The organism is Pseudomonas sp. SIMBA_041 (genome assembly GCF_046535095.1).
Taxonomy (GTDB): Bacteria; Pseudomonadota; Gammaproteobacteria; order Pseudomonadales; family Pseudomonadaceae; genus Aquipseudomonas; species Aquipseudomonas mucoides.
Map to the genome: position 1 here is coordinate 19,428 of NZ_JAWRXJ010000001.1, position 20,315 is coordinate 39,742.

22 protein-coding genes are annotated in these 20,315 nt (G+C 58.7%); 14 read left to right on the forward strand and 8 right to left on the reverse strand.

Annotated elements, in window-relative coordinates:
- Positions 1–44: 44 nt before the first annotated feature.
- Positions 45–284, forward strand: a complete 240-nt coding sequence (locus SB725_RS00120; RefSeq protein ID WP_027926115.1) for a DUF1161 domain-containing protein — start codon at positions 45–47, stop codon at positions 282–284.
- A 6-nt stretch (positions 285–290) separates the two neighbouring features.
- On the opposite strand, the gene SB725_RS00125 is transcribed toward SB725_RS00120, so the two are convergent.
- Together SB725_RS00125 and SB725_RS00130 are read right to left on the reverse strand one after the other, a co-directional pair.
- Positions 291–713, reverse strand: a complete 423-nt coding sequence (locus SB725_RS00125; protein WP_410921107.1) for a hypothetical protein — start codon at positions 711–713, stop codon at positions 291–293.
- Between the two features lie 41 nt (positions 714–754).
- Complete coding sequence (locus SB725_RS00130; protein ID WP_027926117.1) at positions 755–1,177, reverse strand: hypothetical protein; 423 nt, start codon at positions 1,175–1,177, stop codon at positions 755–757.
- Between the two features lie 60 nt (positions 1,178–1,237).
- Here SB725_RS00130 and SB725_RS00135 point away from each other — a divergent pair, with 60 nt between their 5' ends.
- The gene (locus SB725_RS00135) at positions 1,238–2,329 is read left to right on the forward strand and encodes an aminopeptidase (RefSeq protein WP_410921109.1); all 1,092 of its coding nucleotides are present in this window, start codon (positions 1,238–1,240) and stop codon (positions 2,327–2,329) included.
- A gap of 38 nt (positions 2,330–2,367) precedes the next feature.
- On the opposite strand, the gene SB725_RS00140 is transcribed toward SB725_RS00135, so the two are convergent.
- Positions 2,368–3,018: an HAD family hydrolase gene (locus tag SB725_RS00140; protein ID WP_027926119.1), complete on the reverse strand. Its 651-nt coding sequence runs from the start codon at positions 3,016–3,018 to the stop codon at positions 2,368–2,370.
- A gap of 29 nt (positions 3,019–3,047) precedes the next feature.
- A complete protein-coding gene (locus SB725_RS00145; RefSeq protein ID WP_027926120.1) occupies positions 3,048–3,593 on the reverse strand; it encodes a gamma carbonic anhydrase family protein in 546 nt (181 codons plus the stop codon).
- Positions 3,594–3,655: 62 nt separating this feature from the next.
- Between SB725_RS00145 and prlC the strand changes: the two genes are divergently transcribed.
- The 3 genes from prlC to SB725_RS00160 all read left to right on the forward strand — a co-directional run bounded on the left by prlC (position 3,656) and on the right by SB725_RS00160 (position 8,173).
- A complete protein-coding gene (prlC, locus tag SB725_RS00150) occupies positions 3,656–5,734 on the forward strand; it encodes an oligopeptidase A (RefSeq protein WP_410921110.1) in 2,079 nt (692 codons plus the stop codon).
- A complete protein-coding gene (locus SB725_RS00155) occupies positions 5,731–6,018 on the forward strand; it encodes a YheV family putative zinc ribbon protein (RefSeq protein ID WP_008152496.1) in 288 nt (95 codons plus the stop codon). The genes prlC and SB725_RS00155 overlap by 4 nt, the downstream gene beginning before the upstream one ends.
- Positions 6,019–6,130: 112 nt before the next feature.
- Positions 6,131–8,173: a M3 family metallopeptidase gene (locus SB725_RS00160; protein ID WP_410921112.1), complete on the forward strand. Its 2,043-nt coding sequence runs from the start codon at positions 6,131–6,133 to the stop codon at positions 8,171–8,173.
- A gap of 8 nt (positions 8,174–8,181) precedes the next feature.
- Here the strand turns inward: SB725_RS00160 and SB725_RS00165 are convergent, their stop codons facing one another.
- Both SB725_RS00165 and SB725_RS00170 read right to left on the reverse strand, forming a co-directional pair.
- Positions 8,182–8,829, reverse strand: coding sequence for a dual specificity protein phosphatase family protein (locus SB725_RS00165; RefSeq protein WP_410921113.1), 648 nt, complete (start codon positions 8,827–8,829; stop codon positions 8,182–8,184).
- Positions 8,830–9,059: 230 nt separating this feature from the next.
- Entirely contained in the window at positions 9,060–9,362 is a 303-nt protein-coding gene (locus SB725_RS00170) for a hypothetical protein (RefSeq protein ID WP_059181876.1), read from the reverse strand.
- Between the two features lie 194 nt (positions 9,363–9,556).
- Between SB725_RS00170 and SB725_RS00175 the strand changes: the two genes are divergently transcribed.
- The 3 genes from SB725_RS00175 to SB725_RS00185 all read left to right on the forward strand — a co-directional run bounded on the left by SB725_RS00175 (position 9,557) and on the right by SB725_RS00185 (position 13,205).
- Complete coding sequence (locus SB725_RS00175; RefSeq protein WP_027926125.1) at positions 9,557–10,615, forward strand: PA0069 family radical SAM protein; 1,059 nt, start codon at positions 9,557–9,559, stop codon at positions 10,613–10,615.
- Positions 10,616–10,858: 243 nt separating this feature from the next.
- A complete protein-coding gene (locus SB725_RS00180) occupies positions 10,859–11,590 on the forward strand; it encodes a carbonic anhydrase (protein ID WP_410921114.1) in 732 nt (243 codons plus the stop codon).
- Positions 11,591–11,678: 88 nt separating this feature from the next.
- A complete protein-coding gene (locus tag SB725_RS00185; RefSeq protein ID WP_410921115.1) occupies positions 11,679–13,205 on the forward strand; it encodes a SulP family inorganic anion transporter in 1,527 nt (508 codons plus the stop codon).
- 111 nt (positions 13,206–13,316) lie between these two features.
- Here SB725_RS00185 and SB725_RS00190 read toward each other — a convergent pair whose 3' ends face one another.
- A complete protein-coding gene (locus tag SB725_RS00190; RefSeq protein ID WP_027926128.1) occupies positions 13,317–13,967 on the reverse strand; it encodes a hypothetical protein in 651 nt (216 codons plus the stop codon).
- 372 nt (positions 13,968–14,339) lie between these two features.
- Between SB725_RS00190 and coxB the strand changes: the two genes are divergently transcribed.
- The 4 genes from coxB (at position 14,340) to SB725_RS00210 (ending at position 18,732) form a co-directional block, all read left to right on the forward strand.
- Positions 14,340–15,467, forward strand: a complete 1,128-nt coding sequence (coxB, locus tag SB725_RS00195) for a cytochrome c oxidase subunit II (protein ID WP_027926129.1) — start codon at positions 14,340–14,342, stop codon at positions 15,465–15,467.
- A gap of 82 nt (positions 15,468–15,549) precedes the next feature.
- Positions 15,550–17,136 (forward strand): cytochrome c oxidase subunit I, encoded by a 1,587-nt coding sequence (gene ctaD / locus SB725_RS00200; RefSeq protein ID WP_027926130.1) that lies wholly within the window; start codon positions 15,550–15,552, stop codon positions 17,134–17,136.
- A gap of 117 nt (positions 17,137–17,253) precedes the next feature.
- Entirely contained in the window at positions 17,254–17,811 is a 558-nt protein-coding gene (locus tag SB725_RS00205; RefSeq protein ID WP_027926131.1) for a cytochrome c oxidase assembly protein, read from the forward strand.
- A 33-nt stretch (positions 17,812–17,844) separates the two neighbouring features.
- Entirely contained in the window at positions 17,845–18,732 is an 888-nt protein-coding gene (locus SB725_RS00210) for a cytochrome c oxidase subunit 3 (RefSeq protein ID WP_027926132.1), read from the forward strand.
- A gap of 4 nt (positions 18,733–18,736) precedes the next feature.
- On the opposite strand, the gene SB725_RS00215 is transcribed toward SB725_RS00210, so the two are convergent.
- Positions 18,737–18,940 (reverse strand): twin transmembrane helix small protein, encoded by a 204-nt coding sequence (locus SB725_RS00215; protein WP_027926133.1) that lies wholly within the window; start codon positions 18,938–18,940, stop codon positions 18,737–18,739.
- Between the two features lie 70 nt (positions 18,941–19,010).
- On the opposite strand from SB725_RS00215, the gene SB725_RS00220 reads away from it, so the two are divergent.
- Both SB725_RS00220 and SB725_RS00225 read left to right on the forward strand, forming a co-directional pair.
- Positions 19,011–19,751, forward strand: coding sequence for an SURF1 family protein (locus SB725_RS00220; RefSeq protein WP_410921116.1), 741 nt, complete (start codon positions 19,011–19,013; stop codon positions 19,749–19,751).
- Positions 19,717–20,310: a hypothetical protein gene (locus SB725_RS00225; protein WP_027926135.1), complete on the forward strand. Its 594-nt coding sequence runs from the start codon at positions 19,717–19,719 to the stop codon at positions 20,308–20,310. The genes SB725_RS00220 and SB725_RS00225 overlap by 35 nt, the downstream gene beginning before the upstream one ends.
- The last annotated feature ends 5 nt before the right edge of the window (positions 20,311–20,315 follow it).

Below are 20,315 nucleotides of genomic sequence, written 5' to 3' on the forward strand. Positions count from 1 at the left end.
TGAAAGCGCATTACCCTGCGCACTGCTTCAAAGGAGCTTCAACCATGAAACGTTTTGCCTTGACGGTTATCTGTTGCGCACTGGCTACATCGGCCTTTGCAGCGCCGAAATCGTGTGAAGAACTCAAGAACGAGATCGAAATCAAGATTCAGGCAAACGCCGTGCCCTCCTACACGCTGGAAATTGTCTCGAAGGAAGAAGCCGAGAAGCACGACATTGCGATGATTGTCGGCACGTGTGACAACGGTACCAAAGCCATCATCTATCAAAAAAATGACCGCTGATTCGCCTCACATGAGGCAATAGGACTCACTGTCTTCAGCGACGATCTCGCGCTTGGCGTTGTACAACCGGGCACCAGGCGTAAACACGATCGACTGGCCGACCAGCACATAACGCTGACCGGCTTCGAAATGATCGTACTTGATGGTCAGGTAGCACAGCCGTTCCGTTGGACCGTCCATGACCCCCAACCCGCCACCACCGGGGATTTCAAAGTCGAATCGAACGAGCAAGACGTGGCTGCCGGGCGTAACCTGGAAAAAACGCCCGTCGTTCAACCGCTGTTTATCCAGTCGCTCGGCCATCAACAACTTGTCGTTCGGGAATGGCGTAGAAAAGTCGACCCAGGCCATCTGCGGATTAACCGCCGGCAATGGGCTCTGACAGCCAGCAACCACACTGGTGGCGAGCAACAGCATCAACCTGCGCATGATGAATGTCCCACTGATTCGGACATTCAGCATAACGCTGATCAGGTGTGTTGGCAGCCTGCCGGTGTGCCTTGGCCAATCACTTTTCGCTGTTGGTTATAGAGTTTTGCCCACGGCCGAAAACCGATGTTCCCCGCTTGCAGCTGATAGCGTTCACCAGCGTTGAAGTCGCTGAATTTCACATTCAGCTGGCAGTCACGCCACAACGGCTCGGCGTCAGGACCGATGTTGGTCGGCTGAACCGCGAACTGGTAGCGCACCGTCAGCTCATGACTACCGGGCTGCACCTGGAAATAGCGCTTGTCGTCGGAGGCTTTGTCATCGACTTCCACTGCTTGCAGTGCCGTGTCTTGCTGTTTTGATTCCAGGTCAATCCACGCTTGCGCCGGATCGTGGTGAGGGAATCCGAATCCAGCACAGCCCGTCAGCAACAACAGGCCCCCCGTCAGCATCAACTTGTGCATAGCGCAGCTCCAGTCAGGCGGGATAGTCTTGCGGGCAGACTTTCCAGGGATGATTTTATTTTGATCAGGCCGTTTCCAAGCCTTGGGTTACTTGATCGCGTTTTGCGCGTTTTGTTTCCGGGTGTGTTGCTTTTGTTGCTCAACGGTTGTGCCAGCGTCAGCTATTACGGCCAATTGGCCAGTGGCCAGCTGCAATTGCTGCGGGCCCGTGAGCCGGTTGCCGAGGTGATTGCCGATCCATCCCGCGATCAGAAACTTCGTGCGCACCTGGCCCAATCGCAAAAAGCCCGGACATTCGCCAGTGAGCATCTGCACCTGCCGGACAATCAAAGCTATCGCCTGTACGCCGATATAGGCCGTCCATTCGTGGTCTGGAATGTCTTCGTCACCCCGGAATTTTCCCTGAAGCCGCAAAACCATTGCTTCCCGATCGCCGGCTGCGTCGCCTATCGCGGCTACTACAGCCAGAGCGCCGCCCGAGGCGAGGCCGCCGTGCAGCGCCTGCAAGGTATGGACGTTTCGATTGGGGGTGTCGAGGCGTACTCGACGCTTGGCTGGTTCAACGATCCGATCATCAGCTCAATGATGGGCTGGGGCGACGAGCGGCTGGCGACCCTGATTTTCCATGAGCTGGCGCATCAACGTGTTTATGTGAAGGATGACACCGAGTTCAACGAGTCTTTCGCCAGCTTTGTCGAGCAGGAAGGCACGCGCCAATGGCGCGCATCCCGAGGCCTGCCAGCGGACAACGGCGCCCAGGTGCGGCGCCGGGATCAATTCACCCGATTGGTGCTGGAGACTCGCACGCGCCTTGAAACGCTTTACGCCCTGCCCTTGCCTGTGGATCAGATGCGCCAACGCAAGGCCGCTGAGTTCGAGCGACTGCGCAGCGAATACCGGCAGTTACGTGACAGCCAATGGGCGGGGGACAGACGCTATGACGCCTGGGTTAATGCGCCGATGAACAATGCCCGGCTGGTGCCGTTTGGGTTGTATGACCAATGGGTGCCGGGGTTTGCGGCGTTGTTTCGGCACGAGGGTGGAGATTGGGTGAGGTTCTATGCGGCGGTCGAGAAGCTAGGGGTGTTGCCGGTTGGGGAGCGGAAGGCGGCGTTGAAGGCGTTGGCAGAATCTGGAGCTTTTGCTGGCTGAGCGGCCTCATCGCGAGCTTGCTCGCGATGGCGATCCAACTAGCGCTGCAAAAACGCCCGATGCATCTCATCCAGCGTTTCAAAGTGATAAGTCGGTGCTTCTGCACTCAACTCTTCGTGGCTACCAAACCCATACCCCACAGCCGCCGAGTCCAGCCCATTACTGCGCGCACCGATCAGGTCATGCTTACGATCGCCAATCATCAGGGTATTGGCAGGATCCAGCCCCTCTTCAGCCATCAAATGCGCAATTAACTCGACCTTATTCGTCCGCGTGCCATCCAGCTCACTGCCGTAGATCACCTTGAAGTGCTTCGCGAAATCAAAGTGCCGGGCGATTTCCCGGGCAAAGACCCATGGCTTGGACGTCGCGATGTATAACTGACGCCCTTGCCCACCCAAGGTTTCCAGCAGCGGGGTGACGCCGTCGAACACGCGGTTCTCGTAGAGGCCGGTGACCTTGAAACGTTCGCGATAAAAACTCACCGCCTCCCAGGCCTTGGGCTCATCGAAGTCGTAAAACTGCATGAACGCCTGCAACAACGGCGGGCCGATGAAGTGTTCCAGCTTGGTCAGGTCAGGCTCATCGATGCCCAGTTTGCTCAGGGCAAACTGGATCGAACGTGTGATGCCCTCGCGCGGGTCGGTCAGGGTGCCATCGAGGTCGAATAAAACGGTTGGGTAATGCATGAATAATCCTGGGCAATAGCGGGGCGGAGTCAGAGCTGGTCGTAACCTTCAGCCAGATGCAAATCCTTGAGCTTCGCGTAATTCGCCGCGCTGTAGGTAAAAAAGGCTTTTTCCTTGTCGGTCAGCGGGCGGATCTGTTTCACCGGGCTGCCCACATACAGGAAGCCGCTATCCAGACGTTTGCCCGGTGGCACCAGGCTGCCAGCGCCGATGATCACGTCATCCTCGACCACTGCACCGTCCATGACGATGCTGCCCATGCCGATCAGCACCCGGCTGCCCACGCTGCACCCGTGCAGCATGACTTTATGCGCGATGGTCACATCGTCGCCGATCAGCAACGGAAAACCATCGGGATTGAACGGGCCGGCATGGGTGATGTGCAGCACGCAGCCGTCCTGAACACTGGTACGCGCGCCGATGCGGATGCGGTGCATGTCGCCGCGGATCACTGTCAGCGGCCAGACAGAGCTGTCTTCGCCGATTTCAACGTCGCCGATTACCACCGCCGATCCGTCGACAAAAGCGCCTTTGCCCAGCAGCGGCGTGTGGTTCTGGTACTTGCGAAGGTTCACGATAGGGTTTCTCTCTGTTGCTGATAGCTGCGGTGAGCGTCGATTGTAATTAAGATGGCCGCATGTTTCTTCCAGCCAAGGTGCCAACCGTGAGCGTGAACAACCCTCTTTTGCAGTCCTACGACCTGCCGCCGTTCTCGGCGATCCGTGCCGAACACGTGCAACCGGCCATTGAACAGATCCTGGCTGACAACCGCGCCGCCATTATCGAGATCCTCAAGACCCAGGGCAAACAACCGACCTGGGCCGGCCTGGTGCTGGCGATGGACGAGCTCAATGATCGCCTGGGCGCCGCCTGGAGCCCGGTCAGCCATTTGAATGCCGTGTGCAACAGCGCCGAATTGCGTGAAGCCTACGAATCCTGCCTCCCGGCCTTGAGCGCCTACTCCACCGAGCTGGGCCAGAACCGCGAACTGTTCGAAGCCTTTGAAGCCCTGGCCAACAGCCCGGAAGCCGCCGGTTTCGATGTGGCGCAGAAAACTATCCTGGAACACTCCCTGCGCGACTTCCGTCTGTCGGGTATAGATCTGCCGGAAGCCGAGCAGAAACGCTACGCCGAAGTGCAGAGCAAGCTCTCGGAACTGGGCAGCCGTTTCTCCAACCAACTGCTCGACGCCACTCAGGCATGGACCAAACACGTCACCGATGAAGCCACCCTCGCCGGCCTGACCGATTCGTCCAAGGCGCAAATGGCCGCCGCCGCAAAGGCCAAGGGCCTGGAAGGCTTTCTGATCACCCTGGAATTCCCGAGCTACTACGCGGTGATGACCTACGCCCAAGACCGTGCCCTGCGCGAAGAAGTCTACGCCGCCTACTGCACCCGTGCGTCGGACCAGGGCCCGAATGCCGGTCAGAACGACAACGGCCCGGTCATGGAAGAAATCCTCGACCTGCGTCAGGAACTGGCCAGACTGCTCGGCTTCGCCAGCTTCTCCGAACTGAGCCTGGCCACCAAAATGGCTGAGTCCAGCGATCAGGTGCTCAGCTTCCTGCGCGACCTGGCCAAGCGCAGCAAGCCATTCGCCGCGCAGGACCTGGAACAACTCAAAGCCTACGCCGCCGAACAAGGCTGCCCGGACCTGCAAAGCTGGGACAGCGGTTTCTACGGTGAAAAACTGCGCGAGCAGCGTTACAGCGTTGCCCAGGAAGCGCTTCGCGCCTACTTCCCGATCGACAAAGTGTTGGGCGGCCTGTTTGCCATCGTGCAGCGTCTGTACGGCATCGAGATTGCCGAACAGAAAGGCTTCGACACCTGGCACCCGGACGTTCGCCTGTTCGAAATCAAGGAAAACGGCCAGCACGTCGGCCGCTTCTTCTTCGACCTCTATGCCCGCGCCAACAAGCGCGGCGGTGCATGGATGGACGGCGCCCGTGACCGTCGCCGCACCGCTGAAGGCGTGTTGCAAAACCCGGTGGCCAACCTGGTGTGCAACTTCACCCCGGCCGACAGCGGCAAGCCTGCGCTGCTGACCCACGATGAAGTCACCACCTTGTTCCACGAATTCGGTCACGGCCTGCATCACCTGCTGACCCGCGTCGAACACGCCGGCGTTTCCGGCATCAACGGCGTGGCCTGGGATGCGGTCGAGCTGCCGAGCCAGTTCATGGAAAACTGGTGCTGGGAGCCGGAAGGCCTGGCGCTGATCTCCGGTCACTACGAAACCGGCGAGCCCCTGCCTCAAGACCTGCTGCAGAAAATGCTCGCGGCGAAAAACTTCCAGTCCGGCCTGATGATGGTGCGTCAGCTGGAGTTCTCGCTGTTCGACTTCGAACTGCACGCCACCCATGGCGATGGTCGCAGCGTGGCTCAGGTGCTCGAAGGGGTGCGTGACGAGGTGTCGGTCATGCGTCCACCGGCCTACAACCGTTTCCCGAATAGCTTTGCGCACATCTTCGCTGGTGGTTACGCGGCGGGTTACTACAGTTACAAATGGGCGGAAGTACTGTCGGCGGATGCGTTCTCGAAGTTCGAAGAAGAAGGCGTACTCAATGCCGAGACCGGTCGAGCGTTCCGCGAAGCCATCCTGGCCCGCGGTGGTTCCCAGGAGCCGATGGTGCTGTTCGTCGACTTCCGTGGCCGTGCGCCTTCGATTGACGCACTCTTGCGCCACAGCGGCCTGAGTGAGGACGCGGCAGCATGAGTGAGGGACCTGTGATTACCAAAAAACGCTTTATCGCCGGGGCGGTCTGCCCGGCATGCAGCGAGCCGGACAAACTGATGATGTGGAACGAAGACGAGGTCCCGCACCGCGAGTGCGTGGCCTGCGGTTATTCCGACACGTTGAATGAACAAGGTCTGTCCGTACCCAAGGAATTGGGCACGCGGGTCAATACGTCGGCGCTGAAAGTGCCGGACGCCAAGGTTCAGGCCGTGCAGTTTTTCCCGAACCCCAAGCTAAAGAAAAAGCCGGACGAGCAACACTGAGTCAGCACCACCTTCCCCTCGTTCAAGGGCGGAAGGTGGTATTTATCTACCGCACCTGCACCGCGCTTCCTGCTTAGGCTGAATCCTTCAGTCGCCATTCAAGTAGGACGCCATGCCTGATACCAACCCCTTTTTGCAATACTGGGACCTCCCGCCGTGGTCAGCCATCCGAGCTGAACATCTGGTGCCGGCCATCGAAACAATCATTGCTGACAACCGCCGGATCATTGCTGAAATAACGGCCAGCCAATCCGCTCTCCCGACTTGGGATGATCTGGTGCTGGCCATTGATGACCTCGATGCGCGCCTGGATGAAGCCATGGGTATCATCGAAACGCTCATGTCGGTCAAACACGACGACAACACATGGGGCGCTGCGAGTCTGCGGTGTGGCGAAGCCCTGGCGCATTACAAAACAGAGAAGATGGGTCATCGCGCGCTTTGGCGAGCCTACCGGGATCTCGCGCAAAGTCCTGCCGCCCAGAATTACGATGACGCGCGCAAAGCGGTCCTGAGCAAAATTCTGCGCGAGTTTCACTTGTCAGGGATCGAGTTGTCCGTCGAACAACACCAGAAGCTGAAGCAACTGAACGTCGAAATCGGCCTGCTCGAACGTTTGTTCTTGAGCAATTTGCAAAGCGCCAGTGCGGCCTGGTGCAAGCAGATCGACGACGTCACGCAGCTCAAAGGCTTAACCCAGGCCACTCAGGATCGCCTTGCGCTCAATGCCCGGCATGCAGGGCAGTCCGGCTGGCTGATCCACCTGGACCAGGACACCTATCATCGAATCATGACGTATGCCGAAAATCGTGCACTTCGCGAAGAGTATTTTGTCGCCTACTCCACTCGAGCTTCCGATCAAGGTCCTGACGCCGGGCAATTCGATAATGAACCAGTGCTTGAGCGCCTATTGTCCCTTCGTCACCAGAAAGCCCGGTTGCTCGGGTATGAAAACTTTGCGCATCTGAACCTCGCAACAGAGATGGCGGAGTCCACGACGCAAGTCAGCGCGTTCCTGCGTCGACAGGTGACACAGGTGATACCTGCGCTTGCGCAGGACACACAGGCGCTCAAAGCATTTGCGCTGGAGCGCGGCATCAGTGAAGTCCGCGCCTGGGACCACGAATTTCTGGCCGAACAGTTCCGCCAGCAAAATATCGGTGGTGACTTGAAAAACCTGCGTGCTTATTTTCCGCTGGACGGCACATTGCGGCGGCTCTGCCTGTTCTGTGAACGCATGTTTGCCATCCAGATCGTCGAGCAGACAACGTTCAGTCATTGGCATGACAGCGTGCGCCTCTTCGAAGTCAGCGAGCATGGGCAGGTGATCGGGTACATCTACCTTGATCCTTTCCACCGAGAGGAGGCTGCGGACTATCCCTGGACCGCCACCCGCCGCAATCGACGGATAAACGCCGAGGGTCGACTGACGCGGCCAATCGCTGTGCTCCATGGAAACTTCACACCTGGCGTCAACAAGCAGCCCTGCCTGCTCGCGCACCAGGATCTGAGGGTACTTTTCCATGAGTTCGGTCATTGCTTGCAACACGTTCTGACCCGTTCGCCTCACCACAGCCTTTCCGGCATTTCCCAACTGGGGCGTGATAGCGCGGAGTTTACCGGTCAATTGTTCGAGCTTTGGTGCCTGTCAGGCGAATTTCTGCTGTGGCTGGCGGCTCATTATCAAACCGGTGAGCGCTTGAGCGAGGAGCGAATCAACAAAGCGCTGGCCGCTGTTCAAACACAGACCAGCCGGCAAACAGCCAGCCTGTTGATGGGCGCCTTGCTCGACTTCGAATTGCACCACTGCCGGGGTGATGGCCGTAGCATTCAGCAAGTGTTCGAGGATGTTCAACGCGAGATTACCGACCTGCAACTGCCGTCGTACAGCCGGTTCGCCAATGGGTTCGATTACATGGTGACCGGTTACGCAGCCTCGGTTTACGCCTACCAGTGGTCGGGCGTCCTGGCGACCGAGGCGTTCAAACGGTTTCAACTGGATTGGGTCTTTAACCCGCAAACAGGCAAGGCTTTTCGTGAAGTATTTTTTTCACCGGGCGACTCACGCTCGCTGCTGACCGCCCTGAAAGAGTTCCTTGGAGGGTCAGTCACCGACGACGTTTTTGCGGTGTTGCCAGAGGCCATTGCCCGCTAAACACACGGTTACTCAATATGGGCCGACTTGAACCAACTCTTCATCGAACACATGGCGAACGGGCTGGTGCTGCAATCGCCATTGGCCAACGCGGTGCGAAGCTTGTCGACATCGGCCTGCATCATATAACGCACGCCATCCTTGAAATGAGTACTGTCGCCAAAGCCGCCCTCAGTCATCTCGTTCAGGGCGTCTTCCTTGCTCCAGCCCTGGATCACGACCCGGTACATGGCCGCCATCAACCCCGTACGATCGGAACCGTGCTTGCAATGCATCAACACAGGACCGTGGGACTCGGCCGCCTGAATGGCACGAAGGGCCTTGAGTACATCTGCGTCATCCACGTGATTGGTGCGGTAGGGCAACTGGACCTGGGTGATCCCTGGTGTCGACAGCCAGCTTTTATCCGACTCGGGCAGGAAATTGACGACGGTTCCTACCTTCAGCTTTTCCAGCAAAGGAACGGCTCCACGGTCAGGCAATGCGCTGCGATAGAGCGTCGGGGACATTCGAAAGAGGTTGTATCGCACCTCGACCGATTGAGCCCACTCAGCCGGGCGGGGTGAAGCGCTGTCATCCGCATGGGCCAGGGTCAGGTTGAAAAGTGCAGCCATTGAAAGCAAAAACGTCGCAGGCAAGAGGCGCAGTCGGGACATGCTCGGACAACCCTGTTGAATAAGTACTGCATAGCTTCTGCTGTGAGCAGTCAAAGGCCTGTGAGCCATCCGTCAAAGAATCGTGAATTGAACAGCGGCCCCCGTTTCTTCTTGTTGCCTATAAATTCCACTCATAAAAAAACGACACGGATAAGTTCCGTGTCGTTTTAGAAGTCATCCCTGGACCCGTGGCTTTTCAATAGTTATTGATTGCACTGGTCAAACTGCAATCAAGGATTAATAATCTTTGCATACGCCTTCGCCAACGCAATCAAAACAACTTTGTCTTGCGCGTCGATTGCACCATCCCCGTTGACATCAGCTGTGTTGGTCATGGTGAAGGTGACGCCTCCATCATTCGACACGGCCTCGCGGGTGCTGGAGTCCAACAGAGAATAGGTGAGCGCCTGGTTTTCAGGGTCATAACCTTCTTCCTTTAACGCAAACTGCATGGAAACCCTAACTTCTTTTGGACTAACGATAGAAGGCGCCTGTAGTTGTAAAAACACACCGCGCTGATTGTAGCCAGACATTTATTAAATCCTTTTAATAGTGAGCACACGACAACTTCGTGTGAAACGAAGAATACTGACAACAGAGAATAAAGTGCCACGCACTTTATGTTTCTCATAATGACGAGGCGCGAAAGTTGTCAGGTGCCGAACGGCACTGGTCGATGGCGCCAAGGCCGTATACTGTATGCACATACAGCTAAAGGATCTTGTCGATGGCTACCCCTTTGCCACCTCGCGGTCGCGGCACCGCCACCAACCCGCACAACCGCTTCGCGCCGAATCGTTCGGTGGTCGAGGATGACGGCTGGTATCAGGAAGCGCCGGTCACCCAAGGCACCGAGGTGCGCATCGAAACGGCGAAAACCATCATTACCCGCAATAACTCGCCGGACTTGCCCTTCGATCGCTCGATCAATCCCTATCGCGGTTGCGAACATGGCTGCATCTATTGCTATGCGCGTCCAAGTCACGCCTATTGGGACATGTCGCCGGGGCTGGATTTCGAAACCAAACTGATCGCCAAGACCAACGCCGCAGAGGTGCTGGAAGAACAGCTGAGCAAACGCGGCTATCAATGTGCGCCGATCAACCTGGGTTCCAACACCGATCCATATCAGCCCATCGAGCGCGAGCACAAAATCACCCGTAATACCCTCGAAGTGCTGCTGCGTTACCGTCATCCGGTGACGATCATCACCAAAGGCTCGCTGATTCTTCGTGACCTGGACCTGCTGGCCGAACTCGCCAGCCAGCGACTGGTCGCGGTGATGATCAGCCTCACCACGCTGGACGATGAACTCAAACGCATCCTCGAACCGCGCGCCGCCGCACCCAAGGCCCGGTTACGGGCGATCCGCGTGATGCGTGAAGCGGGTATTCCGGTTGGTGTGTTGTGCTCGCCGATGATTCCGATGATCAACGACAGCGAACTCGAGAGCCTGCTGACCGAGGCCCATGCTGCCGGTGCGCAGAGTGCGGCCTATATGATGTTGCGCCTGCCACTGGAAGTTGCGCCGCTGTTTGAAGAATGGCTGGCGGCCCACTATCCGCAGCGTGCCGCCCATGTGTTGAGCCTGATCCGCCAGAGCCGTGGCGGGGAACTCTATGACAGCCGATTTGGCTCCCGGATGCGCGGTGAAGGACCATTCGCCGACCTGCTCGCGCAACGGTTTGCCAAAACCATCAAACGCCTGGGGCTCAATCGCCGGGAAGGTTTCGATCTGGATTGTGAAGCCTTCTGTCCGCCGGGTCGCCAGATGTCATTGATTTGAGGACAATTGACCTATGGTTGAGTAGTGGGAAACGAACAGCCCACTCAGGCCGGTCACATTTTTTGTGACCTGGAACACACGTTCTAGAGCGCTTGATTCAGTTTGAGTTAAGTTTCGACCGCTACCTTGTTCATCGAGTGACTGACGGGTCGGATTTTGCGACCTGAATGTTTTTTAAACAGCCACTGGCTTCACACCGGACAAACGGGACACTTCCCTGGCTCCGCCTATGAGGATGAATTCATGAGTGACAAGGATAAACAGCCGTTGGCTGCGTCGGCTTCAGCCCAACCCCAGGCGGAAACCGCCGATGCAGCGCTGCAGCACATCGTTGACGGCTTTTTGCATTTCCATCACGAGGTCTTTCCACAGCAGGAAGAGCTCTTCAAAAAACTCGCCACGGCCCAAAGCCCCCGGGCGATGTTCATCGCCTGCGCCGACTCGCGCATCGTTCCTGAACTGATCACACAAAGCGCCCCCGGCGATCTGTTCGTGACCCGTAACGTCGGCAACGTTGTGCCACCTTACGGGCAAATGAACGGCGGTGTTTCCACCGCCATCGAGTACGCGGTTCTCGCCCTCGGTGTGCAACACATCATCATTTGCGGGCACTCCGACTGCGGCGCGATGCGCGCGGTACTCAATCCGCAGAGCCTGGAAAAGATGCCGACGGTCAAAGCCTGGTTGCGTCATGCCGAAGTGGCAAAAACCATGGTCCAGGAAAATTGTCATTGCGCTGATGAAAACGAAAGCATGCACATCCTCACCGAAGAGAATGTGATCGCTCAGCTACAGCATTTACGCACGCATCCATCGGTGGCCTCGCGCATGGCCAACGGTCAGCTGTTTATCCATGGTTGGGTCTACAGCATCGAAACCAGCGAAATCAAAGCTTACGACGCGGACCAGGGGTGTTTCCTGCCGCTCGATGGCAGCCATCCGATTCCGGTGGCAACGCCCAAAGCGCGTTTCTAACACCTCCTAAATCCCCGTGTGGTTGAGTCGAGGCTGCTGATTTAGCAGCCCGGCTTCGCCATGCCTGAAAAATGTCGGGAGCTTCACTATGCGTGCTGCGCAACTGAAAGCTGTTTTGCCTCGGGAGCTGCTGGCCTCGGTGGTTGTGTTTCTGGTCGCCCTGCCCCTATGCATGGGCATCGCCATCGCTTCAGGATTACCGCCCGCCAAGGGCTTGATCACCGGGATCATCGGCGGCCTGGTCGTGGGCTGGCTGGCCGGCTCTCCGCTGCAAGTCAGCGGCCCGGCGGCGGGCTTGGCGGTTCTGGTGTTTGAACTGGTTCGCCAGCACGGCGTCGCCATGCTCGGCCCCATTCTGCTTTTGGCGGGGTTCCTGCAATTGGTGGCCGGGCGCCTGAGGCTCGGCTGCTGGTTTCGGGTCACGGCGCCAGCGGTGGTATACGGCATGCTCGCCGGGATTGGCGTGCTGATTGTGCTGTCGCAGGTGCACGTCATGCTCGACGGGGTGCCCAAGCCTTCCGGGCTGGATAACCTGGCGGCCTTTCCAGCCGCGGTGATGCAAGCCCTGCCGTCGCTCGGCTGGCAAGCCGGGTTGCTCGGGCTGTCGACGATGGCGGTGATGTGGTTGTGGGAAAAATTCCGGCCTCATTCGTTGCGCTTCGTTCCAGGTGCGCTGCTGGGCGTAGGGATGGCGACGGTCGCCAGCCTGATGCTCGCGCTGCAGGTCAAACGCGTGGACGTCCCCGCCAACCTGGCCGAGGCCATCGATTGGCTGAAACCCGCCGACTTGCTCAATCTGGCGGACCCGACGTTGTTGGTCGCCGCGTTCGCCGTAGCGTTTATCGCCAGCGCCGAAACCCTGCTGTCGGCCGCTGCGGTAGACCGCATGCACAGCGGCCAACGATCCGATTTCGACCGGGAATTGTCGGCGCAAGGCGTGGGTAACATGCTCTGCGGTTTATTGGGTGCATTGCCGATGACGGGCGTGATCGTGCGCAGTTCGGCCAACGTGCAGGCCGGTGCTACCACGCGACTGTCGGCGATCTTCCACGGTTTGTGGCTGCTGGCGTTCGTGTTGTTGCTGTCGAGCGTGCTGCAGAGCATTCCGGTAGCGAGCCTGGCGGGTGTGCTGGTTTACACCGGCTTCAAACTGGTCGATCTCAAGGCCTTTCGAGGCTTGGGCCGTTATGGTCGGATGCCGATGTTCACCTACGCGGCGACTGCGCTGGCAATCATCTTTACTGACTTGCTCACGGGTGTGTTGATTGGCTTCGGCCTGACGCTGGCGAAACTGGCGTGGAAGGCTTCACGGTTGAAAATCAGCCTGATCGACCTGCCGGCGGATGGAGAAATGGAGTTGCGGCTGACTGGCGCCGCGACCTTTCTCAAGGTGCCAGCCTTGACCCAGGTGCTGGGCACCATTCCCGCCGGTGCGACGGTGCATGTGCCGCTCAATAACCTGAGCTACATCGATCACTCGTGCCTGGAGTTGCTGGAGGAATGGGGGCGGGCGAATGCAGCCAAGGGTTCGACGCTGCTGATTGAAGCGCGAGGGTTGAAGCGCAGGTTGGAGGGGCGGTTGCGCACTACATCCGGCGTAGGTGCTGCCGGATAAATAACCCTGTGGGAGCAAGCTTGCTCGCGATGGGGCCAGATCATCCAACATGAATGTTGACTGACCCAACGCAATCGCGAGCAAGCTCGCTCCCACAGGTTTTGTGTTGAATCAAACCGCCGGCTGATCCAGCTCCAGGCCTACGCCCAAGCGGCGCGACATGCACGGCCAGCGTTTCCACGCGGCACCGGTATCCGGGCTGCTGAGTTTCTCGCGGTACGCTTCCACCGATTCCAAGGCAAAGCTCTGGTCGTCGAGCATCTCGTCCAGGGCGTGATGCACCACTTCGTCCAGTTGGTTGGCAAACGCCTCACCGATCAATTGGTGGGCAATCAGGTTGGCGACAGTCATGTCCAAGGGGATCAATGGCTGGCCCAGATACTTGATGTACAGGTCGTTGACCTCTTCGACAAAACGGTGTGCCAGATAGGCTTCATCCAGCAGGCTGTCGAGCCCGACGTGACCGTTCATGATGTCCGGCGGCTGAAGGAAGTACTGTTCGGCAATGTTCAGCACCGGCTTGATCTGTGACTCGATACCGGCTTCCCTGGCCACTTCATTGGCTGCTTCCAGCAGATCAGGTACTTCGTCGATGTAAGCGGCGACAAAACGTGTCAGTACGCCATTGGCGTCCGCCTCAGGCAATTGGATGGCAGGATGCAGATGAGGCAGTTTGCTTTCCAGCTGACGCGTCAGCAGGCCGGTCTCGGCTTCATGTGTTTGGGCTTTTTGGATCTGCTCGCGCAATGCGGCGGTGTTCATGAAAACTCCAGGAAACAAAGGCAATGAAATAGGGAAGACATAACTTAGCTGCCTTATGAAAAATGCTAAGACGCATTTGTCATAATTGTTTCATCCTTGAGACGCCTCCGTTATATCGATTTGCCACCACTCGTCTGCATCCTTCTCCATTCGTGACCTTGAACGCAAGTCCCAGCTGTTTCAGATCATTTACGCCATCACATTGCGAGGTCGCAGTCGCTGTCTATACTCGGGTTGGAAATGGAGTTAGCTGATGACGCCCGACTGCACACGCAGCAAGGCCCGGCGATTCAAGTTCGTAGTCTGAAAAAGCCGCTCCCTTGCCGCAGGTGAAAGCCGGCGGGATAACAAGAACGATAAGGGGAACCCGCAATGATGCGACATCCACACGTCTGGATGGGCCTCCTGTTGTGGTCGATTTTCAGTCAGGCGCAAGCCGCCTGGACTGTGAATATGGCGCCGGGAGCGACTGAAATCAGTCACGCAGTATTTGACCTGCACATGACCATTTTCTGGATCTGTGTAGTGATCGGCATCATCGTCTTCGGCGCCATGTTCTGGTCGATGATGGTCCACCGCCGCTCGACCGGGCAGGTGGCCGCAAAATTTCATGAAAGCACCACCGTCGAAATTCTATGGACCATCGTGCCCTTCCTGATCCTGGTGGCCATGGCGGTTCCAGCGACGGCCACCCTGATCAAGATGTATGACGCCAGTGAGCCGGATATCGACATCCAGATCACCGGCTATCAGTGGAAGTGGCATTACAAGTACCTGGGCCAGGACGTTGAGTTTTTCAGCAACCTGACCACCCCCGCCGACCAGATCCACAACAAGGAAACCAAGGGCGAGCACTACTTGCTCGAGGTCGACAAGCCGCTGGTGTTGCCGATCGGCGCGAAGGTGCGCTTCCTGGTGACCTCCGCCGACGTCATCCACTCCTGGTGGGTCCCGGCCTTCGCGGTCAAGCGCGATGCGATCCCGGGGTTCGTCAACGAAGCCTGGACCCGTATCGACAAGCCCGGCATCTACCGCGGCCAATGCGCCGAGTTGTGCGGCAAGGACCACGGCTTCATGCCGATTGTGGTCGAGGTCAAGGAAAAGGCCGATTACGAAAAATGGCTCGCTGACCGCAAGGCTGAAGCCCTGCAACTCAAAGAGCTGACCAGCAAGGAATGGACCCTCGACGAGCTCAAGGAGCGCGGCGACAAGATCTATCACACCACCTGCGTCGCCTGTCACCAGGCCGAAGGTCAGGGCCTGCCGCCGATGTTCCCGGCGCTCAAGGGCTCGAAAATCGCCACCGGACCGAAAGAGGGCCACCTGAGCCTGGTGTTCCACGGTAAACCCGGCACCGCCATGGCGGCGTTCGGCAAGCAGCTCTCGGAAGTCGATATCGCGGCGGTCGTGACCTACGAACGTAACGCCTGGGGCAACAACAAAGGCGACATGGTCACTCCTAAAGAAGTGTTGGAGCTGAAACAGGCGGAAAGCAAATGACCCGGTCTATTGCGCGTGTAAGGAACTGGTCGGGGCAGCGCGCCCCGGCCTGCCCAGCCCATCTGTTTGCAGGAGACAGGCCATGAGCGCTGTTATCGATGACCACGGTCACGCCGACCACGCCCACGGCCCCGCCAAAGGCCTGATGCGTTGGGTGCTGACCACCAATCACAAAGACATTGGCACGTTGTACCTGTGGTTTGCGTTCACCATGTTCCTGCTGGGCGGCTCGTTCGCGATGGTGATTCGCGCCGAACTGTTCCAGCCGGGACTGCAAATCGTCGAGCCGGCGTTCTTCAACCAGATGACCACCATGCACGGCCTGGTGATGGTCTTCGGTGCGGTGATGCCGGCCTTCGTCGGCCTCGCCAACTGGATGATCCCGTTGATGATCGGCGCGCCGGACATGGCCCTGCCACGGATGAACAACTTCAGCTTCTGGCTGCTGCCCGCGGCGTTCATCCTGTTGGTGTCGACCCTGTTTACCCCCGGTGGCGGTCCGAACTTCGGCTGGACGTTCTACGCCCCGCTGTCCACGACCTACGCACCGGAAAGCGTGACGTTCTTCATCTTCGCCATCCACTTGATGGGGATCAGTTCGATCATGGGCGCGATCAACGTGATCGCGACCATCCTCAACCTGCGCGCCCCCGGCATGACGCTGATGAAAATGCCGCTGTTCGTCTGGACCTGGCTGATCACCGCGTTCCTGCTGATTGCGGTGATGCCGGTACTGGCCGGGTGCGTGACGATGATGCTGATGGACATCCACTTCGGCACCAGTTTCTTCAGTGCCGCCGGTGGCGGTGATCCGGTGTTGTTCCAGCACGTGTTCTGGTTCTTCGGTCACCCCGAGGTGTACATCATGATCCTGCCGGCCTTCGGTGCCGTCAGTTCGATCATCCCGACCTTCTCGCGCAAACCGCTGTTCGGCTACACCTCGATGGTCTATGCGACGGCGAGCATCGCGTTCCTGTCGTTCATCGTCTGGGCGCACCACATGTTTGTGGTCGGCATTCCGCTGGTGGGCGAGTTGTTCTTCATGTACGCCACGCTGCTGATCGCGGTGCCGACCGGGGTGAAGGTGTTCAACTGGGCCAGCACCATGTGGCAAGGCTCGCTGACCTTCGAGACGCCGATGCTGTTTGCGGTGGCGTTCGTGATCCTGTTCTCCATTGGTGGATTCTCCGGGTTGATGCTGGCCATCGCCCCGGCGGACTTCCAGTACCAGGACACCTACTTCGTGGTCGCGCATTTCCACTACGTACTGGTGCCCGGGGCGATCTTCGGGATTTTCGCCTCGGCCTATTACTGGATGCCGAAGTGGACCGGCCACATGTACGACGAAACCCTCGGCAAGCTGCATTTCTGGCTCTCGTTCATCGGCATGAACATGGCGTTCTTCCCGATGCACTTCGTGGGGCTGGCGGGCATGCCGCGACGGATTCCTGATTACAACCTGCAATTTGCCGACTTCAACATGGTCTCCTCGATTGGCGCGTTCATGTTCGGTGCGACGCAGATCTTCTTCCTGTTCATCGTGATCAAGACCATTCGCGGCGGCCCGCCAGCACCGGCCAAACCGTGGGATGGCGCGGAAGGCCTGGAGTGGAGTATTCCGTCACCGGCGCCGTATCACACCTTCACCACGCCGCCGGAAGTCAAATGAATACCCTGCCCCTTGTAGGCGTGAGCCTGCTCGCGATTCAGGCGACGCGGTGTGCCAGATACGCCGCTATCGCGAGCCAGCTCGCTCCCACAGGGTTCGGTGTTGAGGGCTTACACCATGGCTGACTCGATTTCGATGAAAAAGCTGGTCACCCGCCTGTTGCTGGTGGTGGTGGCGATGTTTGTCTTCGGGTTTGCCCTGGTGCCGATCTACGACGTGATGTGCAAGGCGTTCGGCATTAACGGCAAGACGGCCGGGCAGTACGAGGGCGAGCAAACGGTCGACACTTCGCGCCAAGTGCGCGTGCAGTTCCTGTCGACCAACACCGCTGACATGCCCTGGGATTTCTATCCAAAGAGTGAAGAGCTGACGGCCCATCCGGGGGCGGTGAACGAGATGATTTTCATCGCGCACAACCCGACCGACAAGCCGATGAGCGCCCAGGCCGTGCCGAGCATCGCGCCCAGCACCGCGGCGGCGTACTTCCACAAGACCGAATGTTTTTGTTTTACCCAGCAAGTGCTGCAGCCCGGTCAACGGATCGAGATGCCGGTACGTTTCATCGTTGACCGTGACATGCCCAAGGATGTGAAGCACCTGACGCTGTCTTACACGCTGTTCGATATCACCGCACGCCATCCACCCGTGGCGGTTGCCGCCAGTACCGGTGGCTAGGCGCTAATGCGTGCCCGATAAGGAGAACAATAAATGGCAACTCATGAACACTATTACGTACCGGCCCAGAGCAAATGGCCGATCATCGCCACGCTCGGCATGCTCACCACCGTGTTCGGCCTGGCCACCTGGTTCAACGATCTGAAAGCCGCACGGCCGGAATCCCACGGCCCGCTGATCTTTTTCGTCGGCGGCCTGTTGCTGGCGTACATGCTGTTCGGCTGGTTCGGCACGGTGATCAAGGAGAGTCGCGGCGGCTTGTACAGCGCGCAGATGGACCGTTCCTTCCGCTGGGGCATGAGCTGGTTCATCTTCTCGGAAGTGATGTTCTTCATCGCTTTCTTCGGTGCGCTGTTCTATGTACGGCACATCTCAGGCCCCGCACTCGGGGGCGAAGGCCCGAAAGGCATCGCCCACATGCTCTGGCCGAACTTTCAGTTCACCTGGCCGCTGCTGCACACCCCGGACCCGAAACTCTTTCCTCCGCCCAAGGAAGTCATCAGCCCGTGGGGCCTGCCGCTGCTCAATACTATCTTGCTGGTGAGCTCCAGCGTGACCGTGACCATCGCCCACCACGCCTTGAAAAAGGGTCATCGGGGCGCACTGAAAATCTGGCTGGCGATCACCGTGTTGCTGGGCTGTGGTTTCCTCGGGTTCCAGGCTGAAGAGTACATGCATGCCTACCACGAACTGGGCCTGACCCTGGGTTCGGGCATCTACGGTGCGACGTTCTTCATGCTCACCGGTTTCCACGGCGCCCACGTGACCATCGGCACCATCATCCTGTTCGTGATGCTGATGCGGATCATGCGCGGACACTTCGATAACGAGCACCAGTTCGGTTTCGAGGCGGCGAGCTGGTATTGGCACTTCGTGGACGTGGTGTGGATCGGGTTGTTCGTTTTCGTCTACGTGCTCTGAGCCATTACCAAGGCGCCGTAGAGACCAACTGGCCGCTATAGAAACCCCAGGCGATCAAGCCGACGGTGGTGGCGGCCAGCGCAACACGGACACTCAAGGCAATGACGAGGCGGTTTGAGCTGCTGTCGTCCTTGACCAGAAAAAACAGGCCGCTGAACAGGCTGACAACCGTGGCAATCAGCATCAGGACGATGGCTGCTTTGAGCATGGTGAGACTCCGGGGGAAAGGCGATGCACTTGAGTATAGCTATCGCGACTCACGACTTTTTGGCCACGCCATGAAGCGCTTCCGGCCGGGCATCGTGCCGACACTGGTGGTCGCCCTGTTGCTGCCGCTGCTGGTGTCGCTCGGGTTCTGGCAACTGAGCCGGGGCGCGGAGAAAAGCGCGCTGCTGCAAAGCTATGCCGAGCGCCGTGCCGCCGAACCGATGGCCAGCACCGAACTGCAACTCACCGAAGACCTGGCCTTCCGCCGCGTTCATCTGCATGGCCAGTTCGACGCCGCGCACAGCCTGTTGCTGGACAACCGCCAGCGCGACGGCAAGGTCGGCGTGGAGCTGCTGCAACCGTTTCAGGACCAGGCGACCCGGCTCTGGTTGCTGGTCAATCGCGGCTGGTTGCCTTGGCCGGACCGGCGCACACCGCCGCAGTTCACCACGCCCAAAGAGGCCTTGAGTCTCGATGCCTGGGTCTACGTTTCCCCCGGCGCGACCTTTCAGCTGCACGCCGATCCGAGCGCCACCACCTGGCCTGAATTAGTCACCGCCGTCGAGCCGCCGAAGCTCTGGACGGCGCTGGGCCGTGAAGGGTTTGCCTACGAATTACGCGCAGAAACGGGTCCCGCGACGTACCAGGCCGATTGGCCAGTCGTCGCCATGGGCCCGGAAAAACACATCGCTTATGCCGTGCAGTGGTTCGCCATGTCGCTTGCTCTGTTCGGCCTCTATCTCTACCTCGGTTGGCACAACGCAAAGGAGAAACACCATGGGAGCGGCCATGAATCCACCCAGCATGTCTGAAGCGAAAACGCCGGCGAGTCGACGCAAGGGTCGCTTGCAGTTGCTGTTGATTCTGCTCGGGGTCATCGGTCCGATGATCCTTGCCACCGGCATGTACAAACTGCAGTTCTGGGTGCCAGACGGGCGCAGCTATCACGGCGAATTGATCGGCAACGGTCAGACCCGCGCCGACCTCGGTGTGCAGGCCCAGGAGGATCGCTGGCAAATGCTGGTGACTGCGCCGAAGGATTGCTCGGTGGATTGCCAGCAACTGGTGTACCTGGCGCGGCAGATTCAGATCGGCCTTGGCCGCGATGCGTCCCGCGCCAGCCATGCACTGGCCGCCGCACAGCCGCTGACGGCGGATTACGACGCCAAGCTGACTCGCGAATACCCGCAACTGCAACGCTACCCCATGGACCTCACCACCTTCAGCAAGGCGACCGGAGACAAAACCGCACCGCAGCTGTGGATCATCGACCCCCACGGCAACCTGGTGCTGCGCTATGACCCGACGGTGAAGGGTAAGGACCTGCTCAACGACCTGCGTCATCTGCTGAAACTGTCGAACATCGGATAAGGGCA

Excerpts from the sequence above, each read along its gene's own strand:
- SB725_RS00190 (WP_027926128.1), bottom strand. The coding sequence starts at position 13,967 with ATGAACACCGCCGCATTGCGCGAGCAGATCCAAAAAGCCCAAACACAT.
- SB725_RS00140 (WP_027926119.1), bottom strand. The coding sequence starts at position 3,018 with ATGCATTACCCAACCGTTTTATTCGACCTCGATGGCACCCTGACCGAC.
- SB725_RS00155 (WP_008152496.1), top strand. The coding sequence starts at position 5,731 with ATGAGTGAGGGACCTGTGATTACCAAAAAACGCTTTATCGCCGGGGCG.
- SB725_RS00170 (WP_059181876.1), bottom strand. The coding sequence starts at position 9,362 with ATGTCTGGCTACAATCAGCGCGGTGTGTTTTTACAACTACAGGCGCCT.
- SB725_RS00125 (WP_410921107.1), bottom strand. The coding sequence starts at position 713 with ATGCGCAGGTTGATGCTGTTGCTCGCCACCAGTGTGGTTGCTGGCTGT.
- prlC (WP_410921110.1), top strand. The coding sequence starts at position 3,656 with ATGTTTCTTCCAGCCAAGGTGCCAACCGTGAGCGTGAACAACCCTCTT.
- SB725_RS00185 (WP_410921115.1), top strand. The coding sequence starts at position 11,679 with ATGCGTGCTGCGCAACTGAAAGCTGTTTTGCCTCGGGAGCTGCTGGCC.
- ctaD (WP_027926130.1), top strand. The coding sequence starts at position 15,550 with ATGAGCGCTGTTATCGATGACCACGGTCACGCCGACCACGCCCACGGC.
- SB725_RS00220 (WP_410921116.1), top strand. The coding sequence starts at position 19,011 with ATGAAGCGCTTCCGGCCGGGCATCGTGCCGACACTGGTGGTCGCCCTG.
- SB725_RS00210 (WP_027926132.1), top strand. The coding sequence starts at position 17,845 with ATGGCAACTCATGAACACTATTACGTACCGGCCCAGAGCAAATGGCCG.
- SB725_RS00215 (WP_027926133.1), bottom strand. The coding sequence starts at position 18,940 with ATGCTCAAAGCAGCCATCGTCCTGATGCTGATTGCCACGGTTGTCAGC.
- SB725_RS00130 (WP_027926117.1), bottom strand. The coding sequence starts at position 1,177 with ATGCACAAGTTGATGCTGACGGGGGGCCTGTTGTTGCTGACGGGCTGT.
- coxB (WP_027926129.1), top strand. The coding sequence starts at position 14,340 with ATGATGCGACATCCACACGTCTGGATGGGCCTCCTGTTGTGGTCGATT.
- SB725_RS00175 (WP_027926125.1), top strand. The coding sequence starts at position 9,557 with ATGGCTACCCCTTTGCCACCTCGCGGTCGCGGCACCGCCACCAACCCG.
- SB725_RS00120 (WP_027926115.1), top strand. The coding sequence starts at position 45 with ATGAAACGTTTTGCCTTGACGGTTATCTGTTGCGCACTGGCTACATCG.
- SB725_RS00180 (WP_410921114.1), top strand. The coding sequence starts at position 10,859 with ATGAGTGACAAGGATAAACAGCCGTTGGCTGCGTCGGCTTCAGCCCAA.
- SB725_RS00225 (WP_027926135.1), top strand. The coding sequence starts at position 19,717 with ATGGGAGCGGCCATGAATCCACCCAGCATGTCTGAAGCGAAAACGCCG.
- SB725_RS00165 (WP_410921113.1), bottom strand. The coding sequence starts at position 8,829 with ATGTCCCGACTGCGCCTCTTGCCTGCGACGTTTTTGCTTTCAATGGCT.
- SB725_RS00205 (WP_027926131.1), top strand. The coding sequence starts at position 17,254 with ATGGCTGACTCGATTTCGATGAAAAAGCTGGTCACCCGCCTGTTGCTG.
- SB725_RS00160 (WP_410921112.1), top strand. The coding sequence starts at position 6,131 with ATGCCTGATACCAACCCCTTTTTGCAATACTGGGACCTCCCGCCGTGG.